The sequence below is a fragment of the Flavobacterium quisquiliarum genome (assembly GCF_019308285.1).
GTDB lineage: Bacteria > Bacteroidota > Bacteroidia > Flavobacteriales > Flavobacteriaceae > Flavobacterium > Flavobacterium quisquiliarum.
Genome location: NZ_WWEM01000040.1, coordinates 256519 through 282427, shown reverse-complemented (window position 1 = coordinate 282427; position 25909 = coordinate 256519). Strand labels below are relative to the sequence as shown.

Annotated in this window: 19 protein-coding genes; 12 read left to right on the top strand and 7 right to left on the bottom strand. The window is 33.4% G+C overall.

The features are described 5' to 3' along the window. Positions 1–239: 239 nt before the first annotated feature. The 4 genes from GSY47_RS24750 to GSY47_RS24735 all read left to right on the top strand — a co-directional run bounded on the left by GSY47_RS24750 (position 240) and on the right by GSY47_RS24735 (position 5930). Complete coding sequence (locus GSY47_RS24750) at positions 240–2255, top strand: hypothetical protein (RefSeq protein ID WP_179004678.1); 2016 nt, start codon at positions 240–242, stop codon at positions 2253–2255. A gap of 77 nt (positions 2256–2332) precedes the next feature. Continuing rightward, positions 2333–4486: a hypothetical protein gene (locus tag GSY47_RS24745; protein WP_219071577.1), complete on the top strand. Its 2154-nt coding sequence runs from the start codon at positions 2333–2335 to the stop codon at positions 4484–4486. Continuing rightward, positions 4486–5310, top strand: a complete 825-nt coding sequence (locus GSY47_RS24740) for an N-acetylmuramidase domain-containing protein (protein ID WP_179004673.1) — start codon at positions 4486–4488, stop codon at positions 5308–5310. Before GSY47_RS24745 ends, GSY47_RS24740 begins: the two co-directional genes overlap by 1 nt. Positions 5311–5555: 245 nt before the next feature. After that, on the top strand, positions 5556–5930 hold the full coding sequence (locus tag GSY47_RS24735) for a hypothetical protein (RefSeq protein WP_091497570.1): 375 nt from the start codon (positions 5556–5558) through the stop codon (positions 5928–5930). Positions 5931–6342: 412 nt separating this feature from the next. Here GSY47_RS24735 and pheT read toward each other — a convergent pair whose 3' ends face one another. Beyond that, complete coding sequence (pheT, locus tag GSY47_RS24730) at positions 6343–8763, bottom strand: phenylalanine--tRNA ligase subunit beta (protein ID WP_179004671.1); 2421 nt, start codon at positions 8761–8763, stop codon at positions 6343–6345. A 275-nt stretch (positions 8764–9038) separates the two neighbouring features. Between pheT and GSY47_RS24725 the strand changes: the two genes are divergently transcribed. The 3 genes from GSY47_RS24725 (at position 9039) to GSY47_RS24715 (ending at position 12081) form a co-directional block, all read left to right on the top strand. After that, on the top strand, positions 9039–10544 hold the full coding sequence (locus tag GSY47_RS24725) for an aldehyde dehydrogenase family protein (protein WP_179004669.1): 1506 nt from the start codon (positions 9039–9041) through the stop codon (positions 10542–10544). Between the two features lie 61 nt (positions 10545–10605). After that, a complete protein-coding gene (gene adhP, locus GSY47_RS24720) occupies positions 10606–11640 on the top strand; it encodes an alcohol dehydrogenase AdhP (RefSeq protein ID WP_179004666.1) in 1035 nt (344 codons plus the stop codon). A 66-nt stretch (positions 11641–11706) separates the two neighbouring features. Next, a complete protein-coding gene (locus GSY47_RS24715; protein WP_179004664.1) occupies positions 11707–12081 on the top strand; it encodes a DUF779 domain-containing protein in 375 nt (124 codons plus the stop codon). An 87-nt stretch (positions 12082–12168) separates the two neighbouring features. On the opposite strand, the gene GSY47_RS24710 is transcribed toward GSY47_RS24715, so the two are convergent. The 5 genes from GSY47_RS24710 to GSY47_RS24690 form a co-directional block, all read right to left on the bottom strand. After that, positions 12169–13092 (bottom strand): AraC family transcriptional regulator, encoded by a 924-nt coding sequence (locus tag GSY47_RS24710; protein ID WP_179004662.1) that lies wholly within the window; start codon positions 13090–13092, stop codon positions 12169–12171. Positions 13093–13165: 73 nt separating this feature from the next. Then, complete coding sequence (locus GSY47_RS24705) at positions 13166–14029, bottom strand: bestrophin family protein (RefSeq protein WP_179004660.1); 864 nt, start codon at positions 14027–14029, stop codon at positions 13166–13168. Between the two features lie 218 nt (positions 14030–14247). Then, positions 14248–15558, bottom strand: coding sequence for a TolC family protein (locus tag GSY47_RS24700; protein ID WP_179004658.1), 1311 nt, complete (start codon positions 15556–15558; stop codon positions 14248–14250). A 64-nt stretch (positions 15559–15622) separates the two neighbouring features. Continuing rightward, positions 15623–18721 carry an efflux RND transporter permease subunit gene (locus GSY47_RS24695; protein ID WP_219071576.1) on the bottom strand — a complete coding sequence of 1033 codons (3099 nt, stop codon included), beginning with the start codon at positions 18719–18721 and terminating at the stop codon, positions 15623–15625. Between the two features lie 87 nt (positions 18722–18808). Continuing rightward, positions 18809–19867 carry an efflux RND transporter periplasmic adaptor subunit gene (locus tag GSY47_RS24690; RefSeq protein WP_179004654.1) on the bottom strand — a complete coding sequence of 353 codons (1059 nt, stop codon included), beginning with the start codon at positions 19865–19867 and terminating at the stop codon, positions 18809–18811. Positions 19868–20358: 491 nt separating this feature from the next. Between GSY47_RS24690 and GSY47_RS24685 the strand changes: the two genes are divergently transcribed. The 4 genes from GSY47_RS24685 (at position 20359) to GSY47_RS24670 (ending at position 22904) form a co-directional block, all read left to right on the top strand. Continuing rightward, on the top strand, positions 20359–20958 hold the full coding sequence (locus tag GSY47_RS24685; RefSeq protein ID WP_179004652.1) for a TlpA family protein disulfide reductase: 600 nt from the start codon (positions 20359–20361) through the stop codon (positions 20956–20958). A gap of 32 nt (positions 20959–20990) precedes the next feature. After that, positions 20991–21845 (top strand): histidine kinase, encoded by an 855-nt coding sequence (locus tag GSY47_RS24680; RefSeq protein ID WP_179004650.1) that lies wholly within the window; start codon positions 20991–20993, stop codon positions 21843–21845. A gap of 51 nt (positions 21846–21896) precedes the next feature. Further along, a complete protein-coding gene (locus tag GSY47_RS24675) occupies positions 21897–22241 on the top strand; it encodes a hypothetical protein (RefSeq protein WP_179004648.1) in 345 nt (114 codons plus the stop codon). 63 nt (positions 22242–22304) lie between these two features. Further along, a complete protein-coding gene (locus GSY47_RS24670; protein WP_179004646.1) occupies positions 22305–22904 on the top strand; it encodes a PAS domain-containing protein in 600 nt (199 codons plus the stop codon). Positions 22905–23125: 221 nt separating this feature from the next. On the opposite strand, the gene recG is transcribed toward GSY47_RS24670, so the two are convergent. Further along, positions 23126–25234 carry an ATP-dependent DNA helicase RecG gene (recG, locus tag GSY47_RS24665; protein WP_219071575.1) on the bottom strand — a complete coding sequence of 703 codons (2109 nt, stop codon included), beginning with the start codon at positions 25232–25234 and terminating at the stop codon, positions 23126–23128. Between the two features lie 260 nt (positions 25235–25494). Between recG and GSY47_RS24660 the strand changes: the two genes are divergently transcribed. After that, positions 25495–25908: a hypothetical protein gene (locus tag GSY47_RS24660; RefSeq protein ID WP_179004642.1), complete on the top strand. Its 414-nt coding sequence runs from the start codon at positions 25495–25497 to the stop codon at positions 25906–25908. Position 25909: the final 1 nt, after the last annotated feature.

Here is a 25909-nt window from a genome sequence, read left to right as displayed (position 1 = left end):
TAAGGATTTAGTTAGCAGTATTTTGACTACTGTTGAGGACAAAATTATCGGAATGTTAAAATTTGGACAAGGGGAAATATACCCTTTTTTCGTTGGGTGAATTTATTTGAAAAAATGGGTTAAAGTGCTGTTACATAATATTTTGTGAAATAAGAATTTTACATCGTCAGTTTTAAGCTAAAAACAGACAGTAAAAAATTGTAAAACCTTATGAAGTAATTAACTAAAAAATTAAAATTATGTCACAACCAACACCCCTGGGTTATCCTCATGCAGGAGCCGGAACAGTAGAAATTCTATTAGAGAAAGAAGATGGAGCAGATTATGCAGTGCTTTTCTCGCCAGATCCTAACAATATGTTATTGAGAGATGCCGGTCTGCCAATGCAGTTTTATTATTATCCAAAAGCACCACGTTTAGCGAAGCATCCTGACGGCAGATTTAAATTTGCAATGCAGGTTTTTAAATCAGAAGGAGATTCTACCACAGTAATTGGTGCGGAAGGATTAGAAGAAGAAGCCGGAGCTTATACTACCTTAACCAGTACGATTGATTTGCCTGAAGCTTTATTAAAGAAGGCAATTGATAAATTAAAAGCGAGACTGAATTCTGATTATAAAAATCATAGAAAATCAACTCTTTTTGGATTGTTTTCTTTCTTAATCGGAGTTGATAAAGATTTTAATACCACTAATGTTAGGCCAATTCAGCTCACAGAAAACAATATCGCGATGCATGTTGTGGGCGAAAAATCACCAAATAATCCTTTTGGAGGCGCCAATCCGTGGACGTTTAATATTCAGGGAGAAGGAGCCGGAACTACTTTTGGACTTGGTGATAATGCACTTTCTGTTTTAATGGGGAGAAACAGTGCTTCACTGGTGAAAAATGCACTGGAAATCGGAAGCAATAATCTTGTTGTCGAAAATAACATAAAGTACAAAGCGTACATGCCGACTACGGTTATTAAAACGACAATTGATGTTAAAAAAGTGCACACTTATTTTTCTGCCAAAACAAGTGTGAGCTGGTCTTTTGTGGATTTAAACTGGGAACATGAGTACGAAAAAATCCTTACGGAAGGAGGGATTACAAGTGAAGTAATAACGGATGAGCAATTTTCTAACGAAGAAAAGAAAAAAGTAGAAGACTCATTACTGCAAAAACAGAGAGAATTTGCTTTTGAAATGGTGAAAAAACAAATATTTGATGCGCCTGAAAAACAATTTACACCAGCAACATCTCCTGAAAAGCCAAACGGATTTTTCAGATTGTTTATGGGGCTTGGAAGCGTTGGAATGAATCTTAAGTCAGGAAGCCAGATTCGCGCGGTTAAATTCACAGATGAAATCAAATTCTCTGCGATTCAGGTTTTGGATTCAAAAATCAGTGGAAATCTGACTCCGTTGACTTTGAAAACCGGAGCAGAGGCAAAAGCAGATTTGAAAAATTATATTACTGAAATTCAGTTAGACGAAGATTTTTCTAAAGTTCAGGTTATTGCTTCTTTAAACGGAGGTTTAATTAAACTGGACAAAGACAGTGATATTGTAAATGATAGTCCTGTAAGTCAGGTTTCTATTGAAGTAGGATATCCAGATTCTAAAGGTAAAATGATTTGGAAAAGTTCGGGAAGAATGATAGCTCCGGAAGGAACTCCGTTTGTGAAAAATACCAGCAAGTCCGGAAAAGAAATCGATGCTATTTTCCCTGCGACATGGAATGATAAATCGAAAGAAAAAAATGCTTTTGTGTTTGATTTTGTCAAAAACAATGGTTCGACTAAAGTTAAAGTTCGTCAGGAAGTAATGTATGAAAAAGACAAGAGAATCAAGTTAAAAGATACAACTCGTGAATTTGAATTTGAAGGAACAAAAATCTTTGTGCCACTTCCAATTCAGAATATGATTAATTACACTTTGTCAACAGAAGAGCTTTATGATTGTGACACTCTTGAAGTGACTTTAAAAGTAGATAAAATGTCATCTAAAAAGTTCAAATTCACTGTTGATAATTTTGAAGATGCGATTCCGTATAGAGCATGGTACGAGTCAGACTACACGATTAAACCAACAGAGTATAAAGTGAAATATACTTGCAGTGGAAAAATTGGTAAGAAGTCTAAAAAGGTTTCTCTTTCTACAGATTATATCAAAATCGATTATCAGGAAGGCGATGTGTTATTTGAAATTCCAACAGGAACCGATGCTCAAAACACTGATATCGAGAAAATCAGAGCTCCATTTATGGAATAATTTTTTTGAGAGAATTTGCAAAAGGGACATTATGTCCCTTTTGTTTCATAAGTCACTAATTATTAAATCTAAACGTTATGCCAGATTTAAATACATTTAAGCTCGACGGAACTAAATTGGTTCCCATAAACAGGTTTAATCTTGAGCCCGCCAAACCAAGTACTGCTTTTACAACGGTCAATTTGAAAAAAGAAGCGGAGTTTAAGGTAATAGAACACCCTATAATTCATTCTATCGACATAAAACCAATTATTACGGCGTTTCCTTTTGTTGAAAATTATTACCCTCTTATAGAAGGAGATAAAGCAATTACAGAGAATGATTCCTTTAAGGATTATTTTAAAAATGATATTACGCTATTCTTTCCGCATGTTGAAATTGAACCTAATAACGGAACCGTTTTTTATTATGAAAATGTGCCGGATAAATCTGGAAATAAAGGCGGGTTTTTAGGAAAAGTAATTTTGAAATATAATTTGAAAGACAGAGTATTACAGGCTAATCAAAAAAGTATTACTTTAAATCTGAAAGAAGCGGTTTTAAACCTCAAAGTAAATCGTGATTTTGTAAAGGTAAACGGAATTGTTAATACAACCACGCAGGAAATTCAGTTTGATTTGATTGATGAAGCAGTAAAAATTGCGTTCTTAAATTTAGTTTCAAACCTAAATGATTTAAAATGCAATATTGACCTTTTTTTCGATTTTAAAGGCTATTCTAAAATCAAAAGAAATTTTCTTTTCGCAAGAGATATTGCTGTTTTGAAAAGTGGTGTCATTCTCAAAAAGGATTTAACTTCTCCTAAAACAACAATACAGCCTAAAACAACGCTTATTAGTAGTCCGTTAATGGTTAAGGCTAATTTAGCCACAACATTAGCTCCAAAGACAGCTATTTCAGAAATACAGCGTGAAAATAGTATAAAAGCCGATATTCAGGAAGAATATGTAAAAAGTACTTTTCTGCTTAAAGTAAATAAAATCTTAAGCTATCCAATTGGAGCAGATTCGGTAACGAGTTTATATAAGACAATTGGAGGCGGTTTTGTCAATATTCCTTTTAATTTAAATGAGGATTTTTCGCAGTTCAAACAAATTTTTGTGACAGGTTTTAATTTTAGTAAGCTTTCCATTTATAAATCAATGGTGCAACCGAATACTTTTTTGCTGATTTCCAAAGTGTATAGTTTGTCAAAAGATTTTAATACCATGAAACCTTGTATTTCGACTATTTTTCATGCATATGAAGAAGGAGCGGGGACTTCGGAGGAGATTTCAAAAATCAGTTTTCAGTTTGCAATTGGTCCAAATCTTTCCGATTTTGATTTGGCAAAATTGAAGATTGCTTTATTTCAGAATAATTTTATTGATGGAGATGCTACAGATTATTTCGATAAAGTGCAGTTCTTGTATCCGAATGATATTTCGGCTGAATACGAAGTAAGTGGAAATTACTTTTTACAGCAATCTGATATTTCAACAGATGGAAAGCACTTTCTATTTAATCTTTCGACCGAAAATTTATCGGAAGCGAGTATTATGATTAATGCTTTAAATAATACCATTACGCAGTATGCTAATATCAACTTTAAACACAAGGAAATAAAAGATTCCAGCATCATCGAATTAAATATAGAACAGACTATTGGCGAAATTCTAGAAACGCTGATTGATAATACAGCGAAGAAAATTCAAATTAACAACCAGTCTATCTCAAACTGTAAACTTAATTCGATATTGTTGATTTACAGACAAAATACTACTTATCTAAACAATGCCTTTTTTAAAAATTATCCGCAACTTATCAGTAATGACACCAAGCTTTTAGATTTTTCGGCAATTAATCCAAGTGCTTCGGGTGAATTAGTACATGTTTTTTTTGATTTTGAAAATATTGAAAACATCAGCTCAGAATTCAGTCAGGTAGTTTCACAGTCAACCGCATACAACAGATATATTCAGGTTCAGATTAAAAGCCAGACCACGGCAACAAACAGAATTACGATTGAATTAACGGTTCAGGAAACAGGAAGTAAATTTGCAGTAGAACGCCTAAAATCTGAGTTTTCGACCCCTATATTGTTCAACTTTATTGTTAAGAATACAGCGAACAATACTACTTTGATTTCTTACAAAGTCAATTATTTTGACAAAAACGACAATCTCATCGGTACAAAAAATGAAGTTTTTGATTTCTCAAAAGCCTCAATCTTAACCATAAATAAAAAATAATGAGAACAATAAAAGCAGGAGCAAAGTCTCCGGAAGTTTATTATTTAAATGAACTTTTAGCCAAGTTAAAATACAATGTAATAGTTTCAGATTATTTTGGAACAGCGACAGATAAAGCAATCAGGGATTTTCAGTCCAAAAACAATCTGGTTGTAGATGGAGTGGTCGGACTAAAAACATGGTCTTCGCTTTTAGAGAAAAGTAAAAATGGTTTTTCTTCTAATTCTAAATTGCTTTCTGAGCAAGACTTAATCAGTTTCTCAAATCAGTTTAATTTGGAGCTTGCAGTGGTAAAAGCCGTAAACGAAGTAGAAAGCAACGGAAAAGGTTTTCTGATTGACGGCCGACCAAAGATTTTGTTTGAAGGGCATATTTTCTGGAGAGAACTCGAAAAAAGAGGAATTAATCCAAGATCTTATATGAACTCAAATAATCAGGATATTTTGTTTGAAAATTACACGAAGAAATATTATGTAGGAGGAACAGCTGAATACACTCGTCTTGAAAAAGGTAAAAACCTCGGTCAGGACAAAAAAATTATTGACGCAGCAAATAGTTCTGCTTCTTGGGGATTGTTTCAAATTATGGGATTTAATGCAATTCCTATTGGTTACAATAGCATAGATGAATTCGTGGAAAAAATGAATCAAAACGAAGGCGAACATTTAAAAGCTTTTGGGTTATTCTTAGAGAAAAACAATTTAATCGCACTTCTAAGAAATAAAAACTGGGCATCATTTGCCTTAAAATACAATGGCCCAGCCTATAAAACGAATAAATATGATGAAAAGCTTATGAAAGCCTATCAGAAATATTCAAGATAAATTAAAGTGTTTCAAGTTTCGGGTTTTACTATGAACATAATTTTTTTACCGCAAAGAGCGCAAGGTTTTTTTATGCAAATGCTAGCAGAATTTAGAAAAGTTCGCAAAGCTTTGCGAGCTAATTTTTAAACTTAAACTTCGCGAACCTTTGCGAAAAATCTCTGTGCTCTTTGCGGTAAAAAAAAACTATACTCAAAGTACAGCAACCTGAAACCTGAAACTTGAAACAAAAAAAACAAAAACCTATGAGTTATTTAGTAAATCAAATGATCAATTCTTTATCCAATAAAGTTTTGAAATTAGAAAAAGCAAAAAGCGATCGCGATTACTCTGGCGGTGGCTGGTACGAAGAAGAAAAATACCAAATTTATCTGTATTCAGATTTTAGTGCAATCTACATCCGGGAATCTTTCAGAAGTGTTTCAGGAGGCGGACTTTATCTGCCAAATCAATCTTCTACAAAAGAATATGGAAAATGGAATATCTGTGAAGAGAACGGTAAACTATTTCTGGAAATGATTTTTGACGATAATTCCAGTGCCAAATTAGAAACCGAAAATCTAGGAACCGGAATTCAAAAACTAGGCGATCATATCTGGAATCGTTATTTGATTAGTTGAAATGTTTTGTTTCAAGTTTTGCTAAGCGTGTATTTTTTACCGCAAAGAACGCAAGTTTTTTTTTTTTTTTTCTTTCTTTTTTTCTATTAAAGGTTAACAGAACGAAGAAAAAGTTCGCAAAGCTTAGTGAATAAAAAAACTTTGCGTCTTAGCGACTTTGCGAGCTAAATTTTTAAGCTTAAACTTTGCGAACCTTTGCGAAAAATCTTTGCGCTCTTTGCGGTAAAACTACACTCAAAGTATAGCAATAACAATGTTTTTTATGTAAACTTTTAATGAAAACATAAAAAAAGGTTCGCAAAGCTTTATAAATAAAAACTTTGCGAACCTTTGCGTAAATCTTTGCGCTCTTTGCGGTAAAACTATGTTCAAAGTGTAGTAAACTTTAAACCTGAAACCTGAAACAAAAAAATTATCTTAAACTAGCACCAAGCTCAGTTTCGAATGTCTGCTGTAACTTAGACATAATTTTGTCAATTTGAGAATCAGTTAACGTTTTGCTGTTATCCTGAATTGTAAAACTTAAAGCATACGATTTCTTTCCTTCCGGCAATTTGTTACCCTGATAAACATCAAACAAATTAACATCTTTTAAAAGTGTTTTTTCTGTTTGTTTTGCCAGGTTGAAAATGCTCTCGTAAGTCGTGCTTTCATCAATTAATAAAGCTAAATCTCTACGAACTTCAGGATATTTAGGGATTTCAGTGTACTTAATTTTTCCTGTAATGATTTTTAAAACCAAATCCCAGTTAAAATCTGCATAATAAACATCTTGTTTGATACCGAAATGTTTTAAAATAGGCTTTTTAACAACTCCCATTTCAACTAAAATATCATTATTATATGTAATCGCACTTCCTTCAGAAAAAATATCAGACTGAACTGGAGCATTTGAAATCTTCTCAATTCCTAAACGAGATAAAATCGCTTTTACGTACCCTTTAAGCAAGAAGAAATCTGTTGTCTTCTGCGGACTTGTCCAGGTCTCTTTATTTCTGTTTCCGGAAATTAATAAAGAAAGATGTTTGTGTTCTTCAAATCCGTTTAAGTATTTATGATACGTTTTTCCGAATTCAAATAACTTTAAATCCGAGTTTTTTCTATTAATGTTATAAGAAACCGCTTCTAGTCCAGAAAACAATAATGACTGGCGTAAAGTTGCCAAATCACTGCTTAATGGATTCAACATAGAAACATTATGTTCTTCTTTTAATGAAGTCGATAATTTTGCATAAGCCGCCGTTGTTAATGAATTGGCCATCATTTCGTGAAATCCTTGAGAATTCAACTGAGAAGCAATAGTATTTTGAACTTTATAGTCTTCTGTTCTTGGTGAATTTGCTACAGTCGCATTGAATTTCTTAGAGAAATTAATATTGTTATAACCGTAAACTCTAAGAATTTCTTCAATTACGTCAATTTCACGCTGTACATCTACACGATAAGCAGGAATAGTTAAGCCTAAACCAGAATCAGATACACTATTTACTTTAATATCTAAAGAAACCAAAATCTTTTTAATTGTATCTTTTGAAATTTCCTGACCAATGATTTTAGATACATGACTGAAATTCAATAAAACAGAGAAATCTTCGACTTTCTTAGGATACACTTCCACAACATCAGAAGTGATTTTTCCACCCGCAACTTCTTGAATTAAAAGCGCGGCACGTTTCAAAGCATATTCTGTAATAGTTGGATCAATTCCTCTTTCAAATCTAAAAGAAGCATCTGTGCTTAATTGGTGTCTTTTTGCAGTTTTACGAATGCTTACTGGATCAAAATAAGCACTTTCTAAGAAAATAGAAGTAGTTCCTTCAGAAACACCAGATTTTTTACCTCCAAAAACTCCGGCAATACAAAGTGGGCCTTTTTCGTCGCAGATCATTAAATCTTCTTTATGAAGTGTTCTTTCTACATCGTCAAGGGTAACAAATTTAGTTCCTTCTTCAACTGTTTTTACGATAATTTTTCCGTTGATTTTTGCAGCATCAAAAGCATGTAAAGGTTGTCCTAATTCATGTAATACATAATTAGTAACGTCAACGATATTATTTTTTGGAGTTAAACCAATAGCTTTTAAACGATCTTGTAACCAGCTTGGAGATTCATGAACAGAGATGCCAGAAATCGTTACACCACAATATCTTGGCGCTAAATGATTGTCTTCAACATTCACATCAATTTTAAGTGTACGCATGTCTACTCTAAAATTGCTTACAGAAGGAGTAATCAATTCGATATTTACACCACGTTGTAACATTCCAGCTCTTAAATCACGCGCAGTTCCATAATGACTCATTGCATCGGCGCGGTTAGGTGTCAATCCGATTTCGAATACTTCGTCATTGGCAATTTTAAATACTTCAGAAGCGGGAGTTCCAGGAACTAAATCCTCAGCCAAAACCATGATTCCTTCATGGCTTGAACCTAATCCTAATTCATCTTCCGCACAGATCATTCCGTGGCTTTCTTGTCCGCGGATTTTACCTTTTTTAATGGTAAATTCTACACCGTCTTTATCGTATAATATTGTTCCGATTGTGGCAACTGGTACTTTTTGTCCCGCAGCAACGTTAGCAGCACCGCAAACAATTTGTATAGGGGCTTCTAAACCAACATTTACTGTAGTAACTTTCAATCTATCGGCATCAGGATGTTTTTCGCAAGTCAGAACATGTCCAACCACAACTCCTTCTAATCCTCCTTTTATCGATTGGTATTTTTCGACAACTTCAACTTCCAAACCAAGATCTGTAAGTAATTCTGAAGTCTGTTCAGATGTCCAATCTGTTTTAATAAATTGTTTTAACCAGTTGTAAGATATTTTCATTGTAACTTTTTTATTCTTAAATCAAGGTTACAAATATAAGGATTGCGTCGTGGAGTAAGAAAAAAATATTTGGTTTTTTCTTGTTGATTTTTATCTGTAAAAAAATACCTAATACTGAGTTTTTGATAATTTGACTGCTAAAATTTTATTAATTAAATATTATAAAAGCTTTAAAAAATCGAATGTGTAATTTTTGTGCTATAAGATGAATGATTAGTGCTATTCTGTTTCTTTTTATGAGACTAAATTTGGATTAAATCAAAAAAGAATATCTTATGAATACCACAGCAAAAAGACCTGAATTTAAGGCAAAATACGATAATTATATTGGTGGAAAATTTGTCGCACCAATCAAAGGAGAATATTTTGATGTACTTTCTCCAATTGATGGAAAAGTATTTACAAAAGCGGCACATTCCGGTAAAGAAGATTTAGAACTGGCTGTTGATACAGCTTATGAAGCATTTAAAACCTGGGGAAAAACTTCTGTAACCGAAAGAAGCATTTTATTAAATAAGATTGCTCAAAAAATTGAAGACAATTTAGAGTACATAGCAACGGTTGAAACTATTGATAACGGAAAACCTATTCGTGAAACTTTAGTTGCAGATATTCCATTGGCAATTGATCACTTTAGATATTTTGCAGGCGTAATTCGTGCTGAAGAAAGCTCAATTGCAGAATTGGATTCGCAGACAGTTTCCATCGCATTAAGTGAACCGTTAGGTGTTGTAGCGCAGATTATTCCGTGGAATTTTCCAATCTTAATGGCAGTTTGGAAAATTGCTCCAGCACTTGCAGCAGGAAACACAATTGTTTTAAAACCAGCAGAGAGCACACCAATTTCGATTATGGTTTTAATGGAATTAATTGGAGATATTCTTCCTTCGGGAGTTCTAAACATTGTAAATGGTTTTGGTGCCGAATTAGGGCGTCCGTTAGTAACCAATAAAAAAGTATCTAAAGCAGCATTTACAGGTTCAACTACTACAGGACGTTTGGTAATGCAGTATGCGACTGAAAACATTATTCCTGTGACTTTAGAATTAGGCGGAAAATCTCCAAATATTTTCTTCCCTTCTGTTGCAGATCACGATGATGATTTCTTTGATAAAGCAGTTGAAGGAGCGGTTTTATTTGCACTTAATCAAGGAGAAATTTGTACTTGTCCTTCCAGATTATTGATTCACGAAGATATTTATGACAAGTTTATTAAAAAAGTAATTGAAAGAACTGAAGCAATTGTAGCTGGAAATCCGTTGGATAAATCTACTATGATTGGCGCTCAGACTTCGATTGTTCAGAAGGAAAAAATCATGTCTTATATTAAATTAGGAAAAGAAGAAGGTGCTGAACTACTGACTGGAGGAGATGAAAATAAACTAGGAGGAGAATTAGAAGGTGGTTACTACATTAAGCCAACTTTGTTTAAAGGGCATAACAAAATGCGGATTTTTCAGGAAGAGATTTTTGGGCCTGTTTTGGCAGTAACAACTTTTAAAACTACTGAAGAAGCGATTGAAATTGCAAACGATACCATGTACGGTTTAGGAGCTGGAGTTTGGACGCGTGATGCACATGAAATTTATCAGGTGCCAAGAGCAATTCAGTCTGGTCGTGTCTGGATTAATCAATATCATTCTTATCCTGCAGGAGCGCCTTTTGGTGGCTACAAACAATCTGGAATTGGTCGTGAAAACCATAAAATGATGTTGAGTCAATACCGTCAAACTAAAAACATGCTGATTTCTTATGATAAAAAGAAATTAGGTTTCTTCTAAAGAATATAAACCAGAGAATTGAATTTCGATAGATTTTCTATTCTCGTAAAACCATAGAATTATGCTTCCAAAAACAATGAAAGCCGCGGTCGTCAGAGAATTTGGATCTCTTTTAAAAATCGAAGAGGTCGAAGTAAAACGCCCAGGCAGAAATGAAATTCTTGTAAAAGTAATTGCAAGCGGTGTATGCCATACCGATTTACATGCCGTTGAAGGAGACTGGCCGGTTAAACCTAAAATGCCATTAATTCCAGGACACGAAGCTGTTGGTTATGTTGCCGCAGTGGGACAGGATGTTAAAAACGTAAAAGAAGGTGATGCCGTTGGCGTGCCTTGGCTTTACAGCGCGTGCGGTGGCTGTGATCATTGCATTACAGGCTGGGAAACCTTATGTGAAAGTCAGCAGAATGGAGGTTACAGCGTAGATGGGGGATTTGCAGAATTTGTTATTGCAGATGCCAGATATGTTGGGATTTTACCTTCGAATGTAAACTTTATCGAAATGGCTCCGATTTTATGTGCTGGTGTTACTGTTTACAAAGGATTAAAAGAAACTGAGGTTAAACCTGGCGAATGGGTGGCGATTTCTGGGATTGGAGGTTTAGGTCACGTTGCAGTACAATACGCGAAAGCGATGGGAATGAACGTGGCTGCAATTGATATTGGAGATGATAAATTGGAACTGGCAAAAAAACTAGGTGCCGATTTGGTTGTGAATGCGAAAAATCAAAATCCTGGAGAATTCTTAAAGAAAGAAGTTGGTGGAATGCATGGGGCGTTGATTACCGCAGTTTCTCCAATTGCTTTCAAACAAGGGCTTGAAACATTGAGAAGAAAAGGTACAATGGCATTAAACGGACTTCCTCCAGGGAATTTTGATTTGTCTATTTTTGATACGGTTTTGAATAGAATTACGATTAGGGGTTCAATTGTTGGAACTCGTAAAGACATGAAAGAAGCCATCGAATTTGCTGCTGACGGAAAGGTTAAAGCAACCGTAACAACTTCTAAATTAGAAGATGTAAATACCGTTTTTGATAAAATGAAAAAAGGACAGATTGAAGGAAGAATTGTTCTGGATATCGCAAGTTCTTAAATAGTTGGTTATGTTAAAGCAGTAAACCTTAAAAAAGTTTGCTGCTTTTTTTAAATTTAGAAAGTTATGATTAAACGTATTGATGCCACAGAAAAAGCAGTTGAACTAATCAATATACTAAAAGAAAAACACGGCGATTTGATGTTTTACCAAGCTGGAGGATGTTGTGAAGGAACGCAACCGCAATGTTTTGAAAAAGGAGGTTATTATCAGCGAATGGGAGACGTTTGTATTGGTACAGTTGAAGACGTCGAATTTTGGGTAGATAAAGATCTATTCGAATACTGGAAACATGCTCATTTTACACTAACTGTAATTGATGCCTTTGGTGTAGGCGGTTTTTCCTTAGAAACTCCATTAAAAAAGACTTTTCAAATAGAATATAGAATTTTTACTCCAGAAGAAGAGAAAGATTTAGAACCAGTTTTTAGGATTGAGTAGCGTTTTTTTGTTTCAAGTTTCAAGTTTCAAGTTTCAAGTTTCAAGTTTGAAAAACTTAGAATCTTAGTGTCTCAGTATCTTAGCATCTTAGTTAATATAAAGTAACTGATACTGTTTCGGTGTAATTCCTTCGTGTTTTTTGAATAATCTAATGAAGTAATTTGCATCTTCAAATCCTGCTAAATAACAGACTTCGTTGATTTGCAATGTTGGATTTTTTAAAAGATTTTTAGCGCATTTTATTTTTTCACTCAAAATATATTCAATAGGACTCATTCCGAGTTCGCGTTTGAAAAAGCGATAGAAAGAAGTAGTGCTCATGCAGGCTTTCTCGCTTAAAGTTTTCAAATTCATGTTTTCCTTCAAGTTCTGCTTGATGTATTCTGTGACTTCTGTGATTGGATTATTAGTTTCATGAAATTTTCCTTCGTCCAAAGATTTTACAGTTTGGGTCTGAATAATTCGGATCAATAATTCTTTTAAAGTCAAATCAGCTAGAATGTCTTTTGTAATCGAAGTGCTCATGCATTCTTTGATTAATTTATTGATTGTAGCTGCCATTTCGACGTTATTGTAAAAGAAATAATTCTGATAATTTAACTGCCAGAACATATTGTTTCCTTCTTTTGGATATTGTTCGTTTAAGAAGTTTAATATTTCAGCGATTTTTGCTTGATCAATAGCTAAAGCCAGACATTGTGTCGGATTGTTTTTAGAAGCTTCAGGAAAATCAATTTTCATTTCTACATTCGATGGGACAATTACCGTTTCGCCCGGCAGATATTCAAATTCAGGATCGTCAAAAAGATGCATAACTTTCTTTCCGCGAAGCATGCTGGTCACAACCAAATCATTAAATTTTAACGGAACCATTTTAGTCGATTCGTAGGTTTCAAACAAATTCAATTCACAATGACTAAGATTGTAAATAGTTCTATTTTCAACAAGAGTCTTTAACGATTTTTCTTGTGATAATTGAAGAGGATTGACTAAAAATCGTTGGTTGTTCATTGAAATTTAATTTTTGGTGAAGACTCTAAATTTAATGAAAATAAGTAAATAAACAGGTAGATTTAACGTTTTATTAAATCAATTCTTCTACATGTTTTTTGATGTTTTCTGAGATTTTTTTAGTTGGTAAATCATTTTCATCGTCACCAAAAGGATCTTCAATTTCTTCAGCAATCAACTCTAAACTCGCCAATACATAAAATATAAAAACAACAACTGGAGCAACTAGATAACCTAAGCTAACAGAGTAACCAAACGGCAGTGTCATGGTATAAAAGAAAATGAATTTTTTTATAAAGGCACTGTAAGAGTAGGGAATAGGTGTGTTTTTGATACGTTCACAAGCGCCACAGATATCGGTAAAAGCAACCAATTCATCATTCAAGGTAATTAGTTGATCGCCAGAAATTTTCCCTGCATCGTACAAATCATTAATTTTATGATACATGATTCTTTTTAACTGATTTGGCTTGTGTTTGTGCTGGTCGATTTCTAACTCTACATCTTCAAAGAGTTGTTTACTGGTATCTTCATCTTTTAAATGTTTGTGTAAAATATCAGCATACATCGGAATGTATTTTTTAAAAAACTTTCTGTCATTTTCATCTTTTAAAATTGCAGAAAGTTTGATCGCAAAATTACGGCTGTTGTTTACTAGTCCGCCCCAAAGTTTACGGCCTTCCCACCAGCGGTCATAAGCGGTATTGGTTCTAAAAACAAGCAAAAGAGAAATTACAAAACCAAGCATTCCGTGCATAATTGGAATATTGTGGATATAATCGTTTTTAGTTACTTTAAAATATTCGACTTCGAGATAACCAACAATAGCGGCGTAAATTCCAATAGCAATCATAATCGGAAACAGTTTTCTAACTGTATCAGATTTATGAAAATGAAAAATAAAAGTAAACCAGTCTTTGGTATTGTATGTTATCATTTAAGTTTGTTTTGAAACAAATTTAGCTTAAAAAATATCTCATTTTTATAAAAAGGAAAAAATATTTTAACTCAAAAAAGTATTATTTTTTGGTAAAATTTAAAGCTATCAAATTTTCTGGTATGTATAAAAAAAATCTGCTGATCTGCCAAATCTGCGAGAGTAAATTTTAGCTCGCAGATTTGGCAGATCAACAGATAATATATTTTAAATAAGAATTAAAAATTAATAGTTCCTGCTAGTTCTTTTAGTGCAATTTCAGATAATTTGGCTTCATACTGTGCATTACTATAACGCACTTTTGCATTAACATAATTCAACTGAGCTGTTCTGAAATCTATAGTTGTAATGGTTCCGATTTTGAATTTATCCAACGTAATTTCTAGATTTTGTCTCGCAATAGCTTCATTATCTTCTTCTAAATCAATTAGCTCTAGATTGGTTAGGTAAGTCTGAAATGCAGTGCTTAATTGTGTGTTCAGAATCATGCCTTGTTGTTCGATAGCAATCTGCGTATTTTCAATCTGCATTTTGGCTACTTTTTCATTTCGATGCTGATTGAAACCATCAAAAATATTCATTGAAGCATTAAATCCGTAGTTCAAACCTCTTGAAGAGTTTTCGCTGGTAAAACCTAAACTCGACTGGCTTTCAGCAAAATTGTAACCGGTAGTTAATCTTAAAAGAGGATAACGATCTGCTTTAACTTGTTTTAATTGCAGTTCTGCAATACGTTTATTGATAATCTGCGATTCTAATGCGGGGTTTTGTTTCTGCGCCAATTCCATTAAATCTGCCAAAACAAGTTTATTGTCTACATTTACTTCATCTGTAACTTTGAAGTCAATTTTTGGGTCGCGTGCAAGATATTGGTTCAGTAAAATTTTAGCATTAGCGTAAGATTCCTTTTGTCTCAACATGGCAACTTGATCTGAATTTAAATCAACTTGTGCATTTAAAACTTCTAATTTGGAAGCTTTTCCAATGCTGAATCTGTTTTTAGCTAATGTTAATCTTTGGTTAGAAATCACAATGGTAGTATCTAAAGCCGCTAGTTGATGTTGTTGCTGCACGAGATCATAATAAGCTGAATTTACCTGACCAATTTTAACTAAAATAGTTCTTTTAAGCTCGGCATCGCCTAATTTTTGAAGTTCTTTCAATTGATCCAATTTGGCAAACATCTTCATACCATCAAATACAGTCCATCCTAAACTAACTCCATAGTTTAAACTATTGTTTTTAGCATTGTTTAAGGTAGTCGATGTACCATCTTGACGAACTTGTGTAGAATTCGTAAGGTTATTATTGTCAACAATTGAAGCCGTTGCAGTTGGAAGCATTCCAGCATTACCAATAGTTACGTTTGTTTCGCTTATTCTAGAATTATTCTTTGCGATTTTAATTTCAAAATTATTTTCCAAAGCTATTGTCATAGCCTGTTCAATAGTCAAGATTTCCTGCGCATTTGTCTGAATAATACAGGCAAACAGAATTAGTAAAGTGCAGTATATTTTTTTGATATTCATTTTTAATTTCTTTTACCGAATAATCACGAATTTTTGGTAAAGTAAAATTCGTGATTTTTTGGTTCTATTTAATACTTTCTCTTTCGTATTCATCGATATGGTCAAACTCAGGATAGTGTTTTCTAGCTCGAGACCACATTAAATAAATGGCAGGAATTACAAAAAGCGTTAATGCTAATGAAAATATAGTTCCTCCAACAATTACAACTCCCATACCAATTCTACTGGTTGACGCAGCTCCAAGTGACATTGCGATTGGAAGTGCTCCTAAAGCAATTGCTAAACTGGTCATTAAAATTGGACGTAAACGCGCTTCTGAAGCTTCTAAAATAGCTTCTAATTTCGGTTTTCCCTGCTCTCGCAACTGATTTGCAAATTCCACAATCAAAATACCATTTTTAGTTACTAGACCAATTAACATTACGGTACCAATCTGGCTGAAAATATTCCAAGTTTGATTGAATAACCATAATGAGAATAAAGCTCCTGCAACCGCCATTGGAACAGTAAGGATAATAATAAACGGATCAATGAAACTTTCAAATTGTGCCGCAAGAATCAAGAAGATTAATAATAATGCCAATCCAAAAGCGAAAGAAGTGTTTGAACTACTCTCTACGAAATCTCGTGATTCTCCAGCTAAATCAGTTGTAAAGCTTTCGTCTAGAACCTTGGCTTTAATTCGATCCATTTCTTTAATTCCTTCTCCTAAACTTTTTCCAGGTGCTAAACCAGCAGAAACGGTAGCTGACATATAGCGGTTATTATGATACAACTGCGGAGGATTACTCTGTTCGTAAACTTTTACAACGTTATCCATTTGAATCAATTGGCCGTTTTTATTTTTAACAAACATCGAGGTCAAGTCCAAAGGTTTAGATCTGTCTTTCTGGTCAAATTGCCCGATTACCTGATATTGTTTTCCGTTTTTAATGAAATAACCAAAACGCTGTCCGCTTAAAGAAAGCTGTAAAGTCTGTGCGATATCTAAAATAGAAATTCCTAAACTTTCTGCTTTTGCACGATCAATTGTTACGTTGATTTCTGGTTTGTTAAATTTCAAGTTTACATCAGTAGTAGAAAAGACATCGCTTTTTCCTACTTCATTCATAAACAACGGAATTTTTTCTCTCAATTTATCAAAATTGGGAGCCTGAATAATATATTGAATTGGTAAACCTCCACGTCTGTTTACAGCAATTGTTGGTTGTTGTGTTACAGAGGTTTTGGCATTAGGATATTTTTTTGTCCATTTAGTTAACTGGTCGGCAATTTCTTTTTGAGATTTTGTTCTTTCGTCAACATCTTTTAGCGTAAGTCTAACCAATCCGCTGTTTACAGAGTTGGAACTAAATCCAGGCGAAGTGATAACCAGACTCACTTTTTTCTCTGGAATAGAGTCATCAATCAGTCTTGAAATCTCCTGCATGAATTTGTCTGTATACTCGTAAGACGATCCTTCGGGAGTGGTCATACGCATCGTTACAGAACTACGGTCGTCATAAGGTGCTGTTTCTTTTGGAAGAATAGTAAAGAACAAATAAATCAATCCAAAACAAGCAATTAAAATTGGGAAACTAATCCATTTTCGATCCATGAACTTTGTTAGAGCTTCTGCATAACTACTGTTCATTTTTTCAAAAAACGGTTCGGTTTTAATGTAGAATTTAGATTTCTTCTGTTCGCCGCCTTTCATTAAATAAGCATTCAGCATTGGCGTTAAAGTCAGAGAAACGAAAGCTGAAATTAAAACAGCAGAGCCAATTACAACACCAAATTCCCTAAATAAGCGACCGACGAAACCTTCTAAGAAAATTACAGGTAAAAATACCGCGGCCAAAGTTACCGAAATCGAAATTACGGCATAGAAAATCTCATTTGAACCTTTAATTGCGGCTTCAATCGGAGACATTCCTTCTTCGACTTTTTTGAAGATATTTTCGGTTACAACAATTCCATCATCTACAACCAAACCAGTTGCCAAAACAATCGCTAATAATGTTAGTACATTAATTGAAAACCCAAACATCCACATAATAAAGAAGGTGGCAATTAATGAAACTGGAATATCAATTAAAGGCCTGAAAGCAATTGCCCAGTCTCTAAAAAACAGGTAAATAATGATGATAACCAAGATAATTGAAATTCCTAAAGTCTCAGCCACCTCAAGTACTGATTTCTTTACGAAAATGGTATTATCAAGTGCGATATTTAATTTAATATCTTTTGGAAGATCTTTCTTTAAAGCTTCGTATTTTTTGTAAAACTCAGCAGAAATATCCAAATAGTTTGCTCCTGGCATTGGTACGATAGCTAAACCAATTAATGGAAGTCCAGATTGGCTAAGTTTTGTTTCTAAGTTTTCTGGCCCTAATTCAGCACCACCAATATCGCTCAAACGAACAATTTTATCTCCATCGGTACGAATAATAATATTATTGAATTCTTCTGCTTTAGAAAGGTTTCCAACGGTTTTTACTGTTAATTCCGTATTGTTTCCAGTCAATTTTCCCGAAGGTAATTCGACATTTTGTGCATTTAAAGCGGTACGAACATCTGCTACGGTACAACCATAAGCAGAAAGTTTTGCAGGATCAATCCACAAACGCATGGCGTAACGTTTTTGTCCCCAAATCTGAACGGCACTAACGCCTGGAATGGTTTCCAATCGCTGTGAAATAACGTTTTCAGCATAATCGCTCAATTCTAGTGAACTTCTCGTATCACTTTGGACAGTCATCGAAATGATAGCTTCACTATCGGCATCGGCTTTAGATACAACCGGCGCAGCGTCTATATCTTGCGGTAAACTTCTAATCGCTTGCGAAACCTTGTCACGAACATCATTTGCCGCTTCTTCAAGATCTTTATCAAGATTAAATTCTATAGTGATGTTGCTGCTTCCTTGGTTACTAGAAGACGTAATATTTCGGATTCCATCAATAGCATTTACTGCTTTTTCAAGAGGTTCGGTAATCTGTGATTCAATAATGTCAGAATTCGCACCCGTATAATTGGTACGAATCGATACCTGTGCAGGATCGATAGAAGGGAATTCTCGAACGCCCAAAAAAGTATAACCAATAAAACCGAATAGAATAATTAATAAATTCAGTACAATGGTTAAAACGGGTCTTTTTATACTTGTAGTTGATAAACTCATGTTTGATTTTAGATTTTAGAGTTCAGATTTTAGATTTAATGAGATTTTAAAACTCATTACTCATGATCTGTAACTCATAACTCATAATTATTGTACTTTAACTTTAATTGGTGCTTCATTTTTTAATGACATAACACCACTTGTAATTAAAGTATCTCCAGCTTTCAATCCTGACAAAATCAAGATAGAAGAATCCGTTCTTGTTGTAGCGTCAACCATTACTTCTTTGGCTTGACCATTATTAGCAATAAATACTTTTTTACCGTCTTGAATTGGAATGATAGCTTGGGAAGGAACTACAATTGCATCTTTAATAGTATTTAAAGGCAATTTGATATCAGCAAAAGTTCCTGGGAAAAGTTTTCCGTCTGTATTATCTGCTATGGCACGAATTTGAAGTGTACGCGTTGCAACTGCAACTTCAGGTTCTATAGCATAAATTTTAGCATTGTAAGTTTTATTTGAACCAGAAACAGTAAAATCAATTACAGATCCTGATTGTACTTGCGAAGCATATTTTTCAGGAATAGAAAAAGTAATTTTTAGTTTGCTAGTATTTACCAATTTTGCGACTAAAACAGTTGGTGTGATATAAGTTCCAGGAGAAATATTACGCAATCCAATTTTTCCTGAAAATGGAGCTCGAACAGAAGTTTTTGAAATTTGTGCTCTAATTAACTGACTTTGTGCCTGTGCTGAAGCGTGATCTGCTCTTGCAATATCAGCTTCTTCTTGGCTGATGGCTTCTTTTTGAAGTAAAAGTTTGGCTCTTCTTTCATTTTCGGCTGCCAAACCTTCTTTGGTAACAGCTTGTCTTAACTGTGCTTTTAATTCAATATCGTTTACTTTAAAAAGGACTTGTCCTTTGGTTACAAAAGAGCCCTCGTTAAAAAATATTCCTTCTACAATTCCCGAAACCTCACTATGAATTTCAATTTGCTCATTGGCTTCTATCGAGCCCGAAAGTGATAAATTATTGTCAAAAGTGGCTGTTTTTATTACAATTCCGTTAACAGTTGTTGGAGAATTTTTATCATTAAATTTTTTAGAGTCATCATTTTTGCTCTTGTTTGATATAATTCTGTAGGTGATAAAACCTCCAATTGTGATGATTAAAAGGGTGTAAATGAGGTGTTTTACTTTCATAAAATTGAGGTGAATATAGATTTAAAGGTTTTTGTTTTTAGTAAGCTCACAAATTTAACTTTTTGGCACGAATTCAGAAGCTGTTAGCTTTTATTTAACATTTGTATGTACAAAGGTTTGCAATTAGACTGAAAAGAGATTAAAAGGTTTAATTAAAGATTAAATTTTTTAATTAAGGTTATCAATCATTTTTTTAATGTTTACAAGAGTTTAGGAAGAATTTTACAAAATAGAAACTCTAGCAAAATAATGTCAAAATTAAATTTCATGCATTTTGTCTGATTTTTTTTGCACTTTATCGATTTTATTTGTAACATTGGTATGTTAAACAAAAATATTTTTTTTAGCGATAATATTGATGTTTTATAACTGCGTTATTGTTAAAATTAAGGTTTGGAAGTTGTTTTTTAAGTTTTTTACAGAATATAGTTAATAAAAATATTAACAAGTGTTTACTTTTTTATTGTTCAAACTAATATAAAAGATGATTTATGAAGAAAAAAATACTTCTAACGTTATGGTTTTCCTTATTACTTCTTGCTATTGGTTATTTGTTTTGGCAGAACGAATTTAAATACAGTCTTCCAACACCAGTGCCTCAAAATTATAAAGCTATAGCAATGGGCTCTAAAATAGATTTAGGAGCTTGCTGTCCTTATGATCAAAGGCCCATTTTTATTCATTTCTTTAATCCGGATTGCCCTTGTTCACGATTTAACGTGCCTCATGTAAAAGATTTGATTAAGACGTATGGCAATCGAATCAATTTTAAAATTGTGGTGTTAAACAAAGAGAAGCGTTTTACCATTGCAGATATTCAGGAAAAATTTGATGCTGAAATTCCTGTGTATTTTGAAGAATCTATTGCTGAGAGTTGTGGTGTTTTTTCTACGCCTCAGGCAGTTCTATTAGATCCTTCGCATAATTTATATTATCGTGGTAATTACAATAAGACTAGATATTGCACAGATGCTAAGACTAACTATGCTCAAATGGCAATTGATTCTCTGTTAAATAAAAATCACAATCCTTCTTTTGACGCTTTCGCCATGAAAGCATACGGCTGTTCGTTACCAAAATGTACTAAATAAATCTATTTCCAAAAATCCAAAAACTAAAACCTATGAAAACTAAAGCTAGCTTAAACGAACAAGATTATCTGCACAGTTTTATGTCAACTATGACTCAAAAGTCAGATACTATTATTAATTATGTACTTGCCGTGTATTTTTTACTCGGTATAGGGTTGTCTTTTAAATATGACACTTTCGAAATTGGCGTTGGAGTCGGGACGCTGAATCTTTTGGCTTATTATTCTGCAAAGTTTTTTATAAAGAATTCTAAGTTTTACCAGTATGTACTGGCTGTTGTTTTATCCATTTTTATGGCGCAGTATATTTATCAAATGCATGGTATGTTCGAAATGCATTTTACGGTATTTATTGCCAGTACTATATTAATTGTATATCAGAACTGGAAATTACAGATTCCGTTAACTCTTTTGGTTATATTGCATCATGCTGGTTTGGCGTATCTTCAGAATTTCGTTTATAATGATGCAAACGGACTTCAAGTTTATTTTTCTCAAGTAAACTTCGACTTAGAAACACTTATTATTCATACTGTTCTAGCGGCAGTTGTGTTTTTTATGAATGGCTACTGGGCTTACTATTTTAAAGAGCATAGCGAAAATCATATTTCAAAAATCTCTGATGAATACGAATTAGAAAACATGAAATTGGCTTCTGCAAAATACAGCTCAATGTCGGCAACAAAAGACTACAATGATTTTATTCATAGAACCACTTTAGATTTAAAATTACCAGTAAATTCGGTTTTAAAACTCATAGACGTTTCGAAAGGTCATACAGATAACGATAAGCTTTTGTCTTATTTGGAAATGATGAGAGAAAGTGCCAAAAAAATTGATGATTTGGTTAATGATATTCATGTCAAATCAACAAACAGCAGAAATTAGCCTTAACTAATTAAGATTTATCCCCCAATATTAATTTTTTAACCCTGTTGTATGTTTAAGTATGATTTGCCTAGTGCAGTCCCTACACTGCATAATTTAAAAAAAACTATTAATCATTTTTTGAGTGACACCATTACATTAAATTCAATCGATAAAATTGGAGCCGATTCAGAATTCGCTTTAGAAGTTGCTGATATTCTAAAAGGATATAGAGATAATTTTCAAGTACATGATCTTGATTATCAATATAAAAAATTAATTCAGATTACAAATGATATTCACAATCTAAATCTGGCTGTTAATAATGAAATTCCCGAATGGCTTGAATATGAATTAGGAATTGTGTTTCATAAAATCAGAAATATTCTGCTTGTTTTAGAAATTGAGTTAAATTAAAAATTATTTAAGAATTCTTTTATGCGCTTAATCGAATTGTAAATTAATTTAAATGTAAAAGATATGGATACCAGAATTAATCGTCCAACACCTTCAGATAGAGAAGTAGATTGGAATAAGAGTAAAGTGCTGCTTAGTAAGACCGACAAAAAAGGAACCATTTTATATGCCAATGAAGACTTTATAGATGTTTCTGGTTATGACGAATTCGAACTTGTTGGACAGCCCCACAATATTGTTAGACATCCAGATATGCCCAAAGTAATTTTTAAATTTCTATGGGACAGCATTAAATCAAGTGAAAACATTCATGTAATTATAAAAAATATGGCCAAAACAGGCCGTTATTACTGGGTTGTAACTGATTTCAAAATTATCGCCGATACCGACGGAGAAATTGTTGGTTTCTTTGGAACTCGAAAATCGGTTCCAAATGATATTATAGTCAAATTTATCGAGCCTTTGTATAAAAAACTTTTGCAGATCGAAGAAACCAGCGGCATTCATGCCTCCGAAGAATATCTTGTTGGTTTCTTAGAGGAACGAAAAAAGACTTATATGGAATATGTTGATCATTTAATCGCAACAGGAAAAGATGATAAAAACAAAATAAGCAAAGGTCTTTTCAGCGGATTATTTGATAAGAATCCTTCAAAGAAATAAGATTTCTAAGAATATGCTTCATTGTATCATTTAATATTCAATAAAAAATTTGCCCCCAACAAATCTAAATCACCTGAATATTTAAAAACTTATTTTAAGTGAGATGCAGTGAAGTGTATTTTTTTTGAGGTACAAAGTAACAGAGTGGCAAAGTTACAAAGCTTTATAAAGTCACTTAAATTAAAGACTTTGTAACTTTGCCACTCTGCATCTTTGTCCCATTACGAAATATAATTCCAAATATTTTTCTTCTTAGTCAATTCAATGAAAATAGCTCTTAAAATCGCATTTTCAGGTTTTTGAAGAGCAGAATCTTCCTTTAATATTTTCAGAGCATAATTTCTTGCTAGAGATAAAATTTCTCTGTCTTTTACAATATCAGCAATTTGAAGATTTAAAACACCACTTTGCTGTGTTCCCATTAAATCACCGGGACCACGAAGTTTTAAATCTACTTCGGCTATTTCAAAACCATCATTGGCCTGAACCATTGTTTCCATTCTTGTTTTACTGTCAGAACTTAATTTATGTCCTGTCATTAAAATGCAATAGCTCTGTTCTGCACCACGGCCAACACGGCCACGCAATTGGTGTAATTGCGAAAGACCAAATCGTTCGGCACTTTCTATGATCATTACACTGGCGTTTGGAACATTTACACCAACTTCAATAACTGTTGTAGCCACCATTATGTTTGTTTTTCCTTCAGAAAAACGTTTCATTTCGGAATCTTTATCTGCTGGTTTCATTTTTCCATGCAAAATCGAAATCGAATATTGTGGCAGCGGAAAATCACGTGAAATACTTTCGTAACCGTCCATTAAATCTTTGTAATCCATTTTTTCAGATTCCTGAATTAATGGATAAACGATATAAATTTGTCTTCCCTTTGCAATTTCATCACGAAGAAATTTCCAAACTTTTAATCGATTAGAATCAAAACGATGTACAGTTTGAATTGGTTTTCTTCCCGGAGGCAGTTCATCAATTACGGAAATATCCAAATCGCCGTATAAACTCATTGCTAAAGTTCTTGGAATAGGAGTGGCAGTCATAACCAAAACGTGCGGAGGAATATCATTTTTCTTCCACAATTTAGAGCGCTGTTCTACACCAAAACGATGCTGTTCGTCAATTACAGACAAACCTAAGTTTTGAAATTTCACTTTGTCTTCCAGTAAGGCATGCGTTCCAATCAAGATTTTCAAAGTCCCGTTTTCTAATTCTTCATGAATAATTTTTCTTTCAGAAGTTTTAGTTGAGCCCGTTAATATTCTAATATTGATGCCAAGCATTTCAGCAAAATGAGATAATCCAAGAAAATGCTGATTGGCTAAAATCTCTGTAGGCGCCATCAAACAAGCCTGAAAGCCATTATCAATTGCCAGAAGCATGCTCATAAAAGCCACAATCGTTTTTCCAGAACCTACGTCACCTTGAAGCAGGCGATTCATTTGGGCGTTGCTCCCCATGTCAGTTCGGATTTCTTTGATTACCCTTTTTTGTGCGTTTGTCAAATCAAAAGGAAGGTGATTTTTATAAAATGCATTAAAAAGTTCACCCACTTTTGTAAATGGATGGCCTTTAATTTTATGTTTTCGAATTAAATTTTTGGTAATTAACTGCAGCTGAATAAAGAACAATTCTTCAAATTTCAATCGAAATTGTGCTTTCGCTAAAATATCGGCACTTTTGGGAAAATGGATATTAAATAAAGCCGCTCTTTTTGGAATCAGTTTTAATTCTTCGATTAAAGAAGGCGGAAAAGTTTCTGTGAATAATGCCTGTGTTTCTAGAAACAATTGTTCCATCATTTTATTAATGGTTCGATTTGAAATGCCTTTGTTGGCTAAAGCTTCTGTAGAAGGATAAACAGGCTGCATCGCAGAGCGCAGACTTTTTTCATGTTCGCTTAAAAGTTCAATTTCCGGATGTGCCATGCTAAACTGGCTTCCATACAAAGAACATTTTCCAAAAATTACTAGTTGTTCATTTAACTTTAAACTTTCGCGAATCCACTTATGGCCTTGAAACCAGTTGAGATCAATTTGCCCCGTTTCATCAACAAAACTAGCTACTAAACGTTTCTTATTTTTGGCAAATTCAACGGTTTTAATGTTAATTATTTTGCCGATAATCTGTACTTCAGAACCTGTATTCTGTAGTTCATTAATCTTATAATAACGTGTTCTGTCAATATATCGATTGGGATAAAAATTGACTAAATCCTCATATTTATGAATACCCAATTCCTTACGAAGAAGCTGACCACGGCTTGGCCCAACACCTTTTAAGTATTCGATTGGAGTATCTAGGAGATTATTAGACATTAAATTATTTTAGATTTTTGATTTAGAATAAAGAGTATGGAACTTAGAACATAGATTTTAAACTTTATACTCTTTATTCTATGTTCTTTTCTCTATTTTCTTTAAAAAAGCGAAGATAGATTTTAATTGGGAATTTTGAAAGTCAAATATGGTTCTTAAGGTTTTGAATGTTAAGCTTTCGTTACCATGTAAAAATTAACGCAACTATTTTAAGGAAGTAAAATCTTAATAATAGTTAATAATCATAAAACCTTAAAATAATGAAAAAAATTGGACTTTTAATCGTATTGTTTATTTCTTTAACTTCTTGTTCTAACGATTCAGATGACACTAAGTCTCCTAATTCAGTTTATTACGGAAAATGGATTGAGGTTCCAAATCCTGCTGCTAATAGTATTGCTGGTATGGAAGTTTATTATGAATTTAATAAAAATCAAACCTTCGTTAAAACGGTGCCGTATAGTGAAGGCAATAAATCTCTTTCGGGTAAATATGAGATCGTAAAAAATGATGCTGGAACTAGTTTTGTTTTAACTTATTTAAGCACTAACGAACTGATATCAAATTGCACAAGTGGTGCTTTAACTGAAACTTTTAAAATAAACCAAATGGATTATTTGGTTGATCAGGCATCATCATGTGGGAGATATAGAGTATTTAAGAAAGCAGAATAAA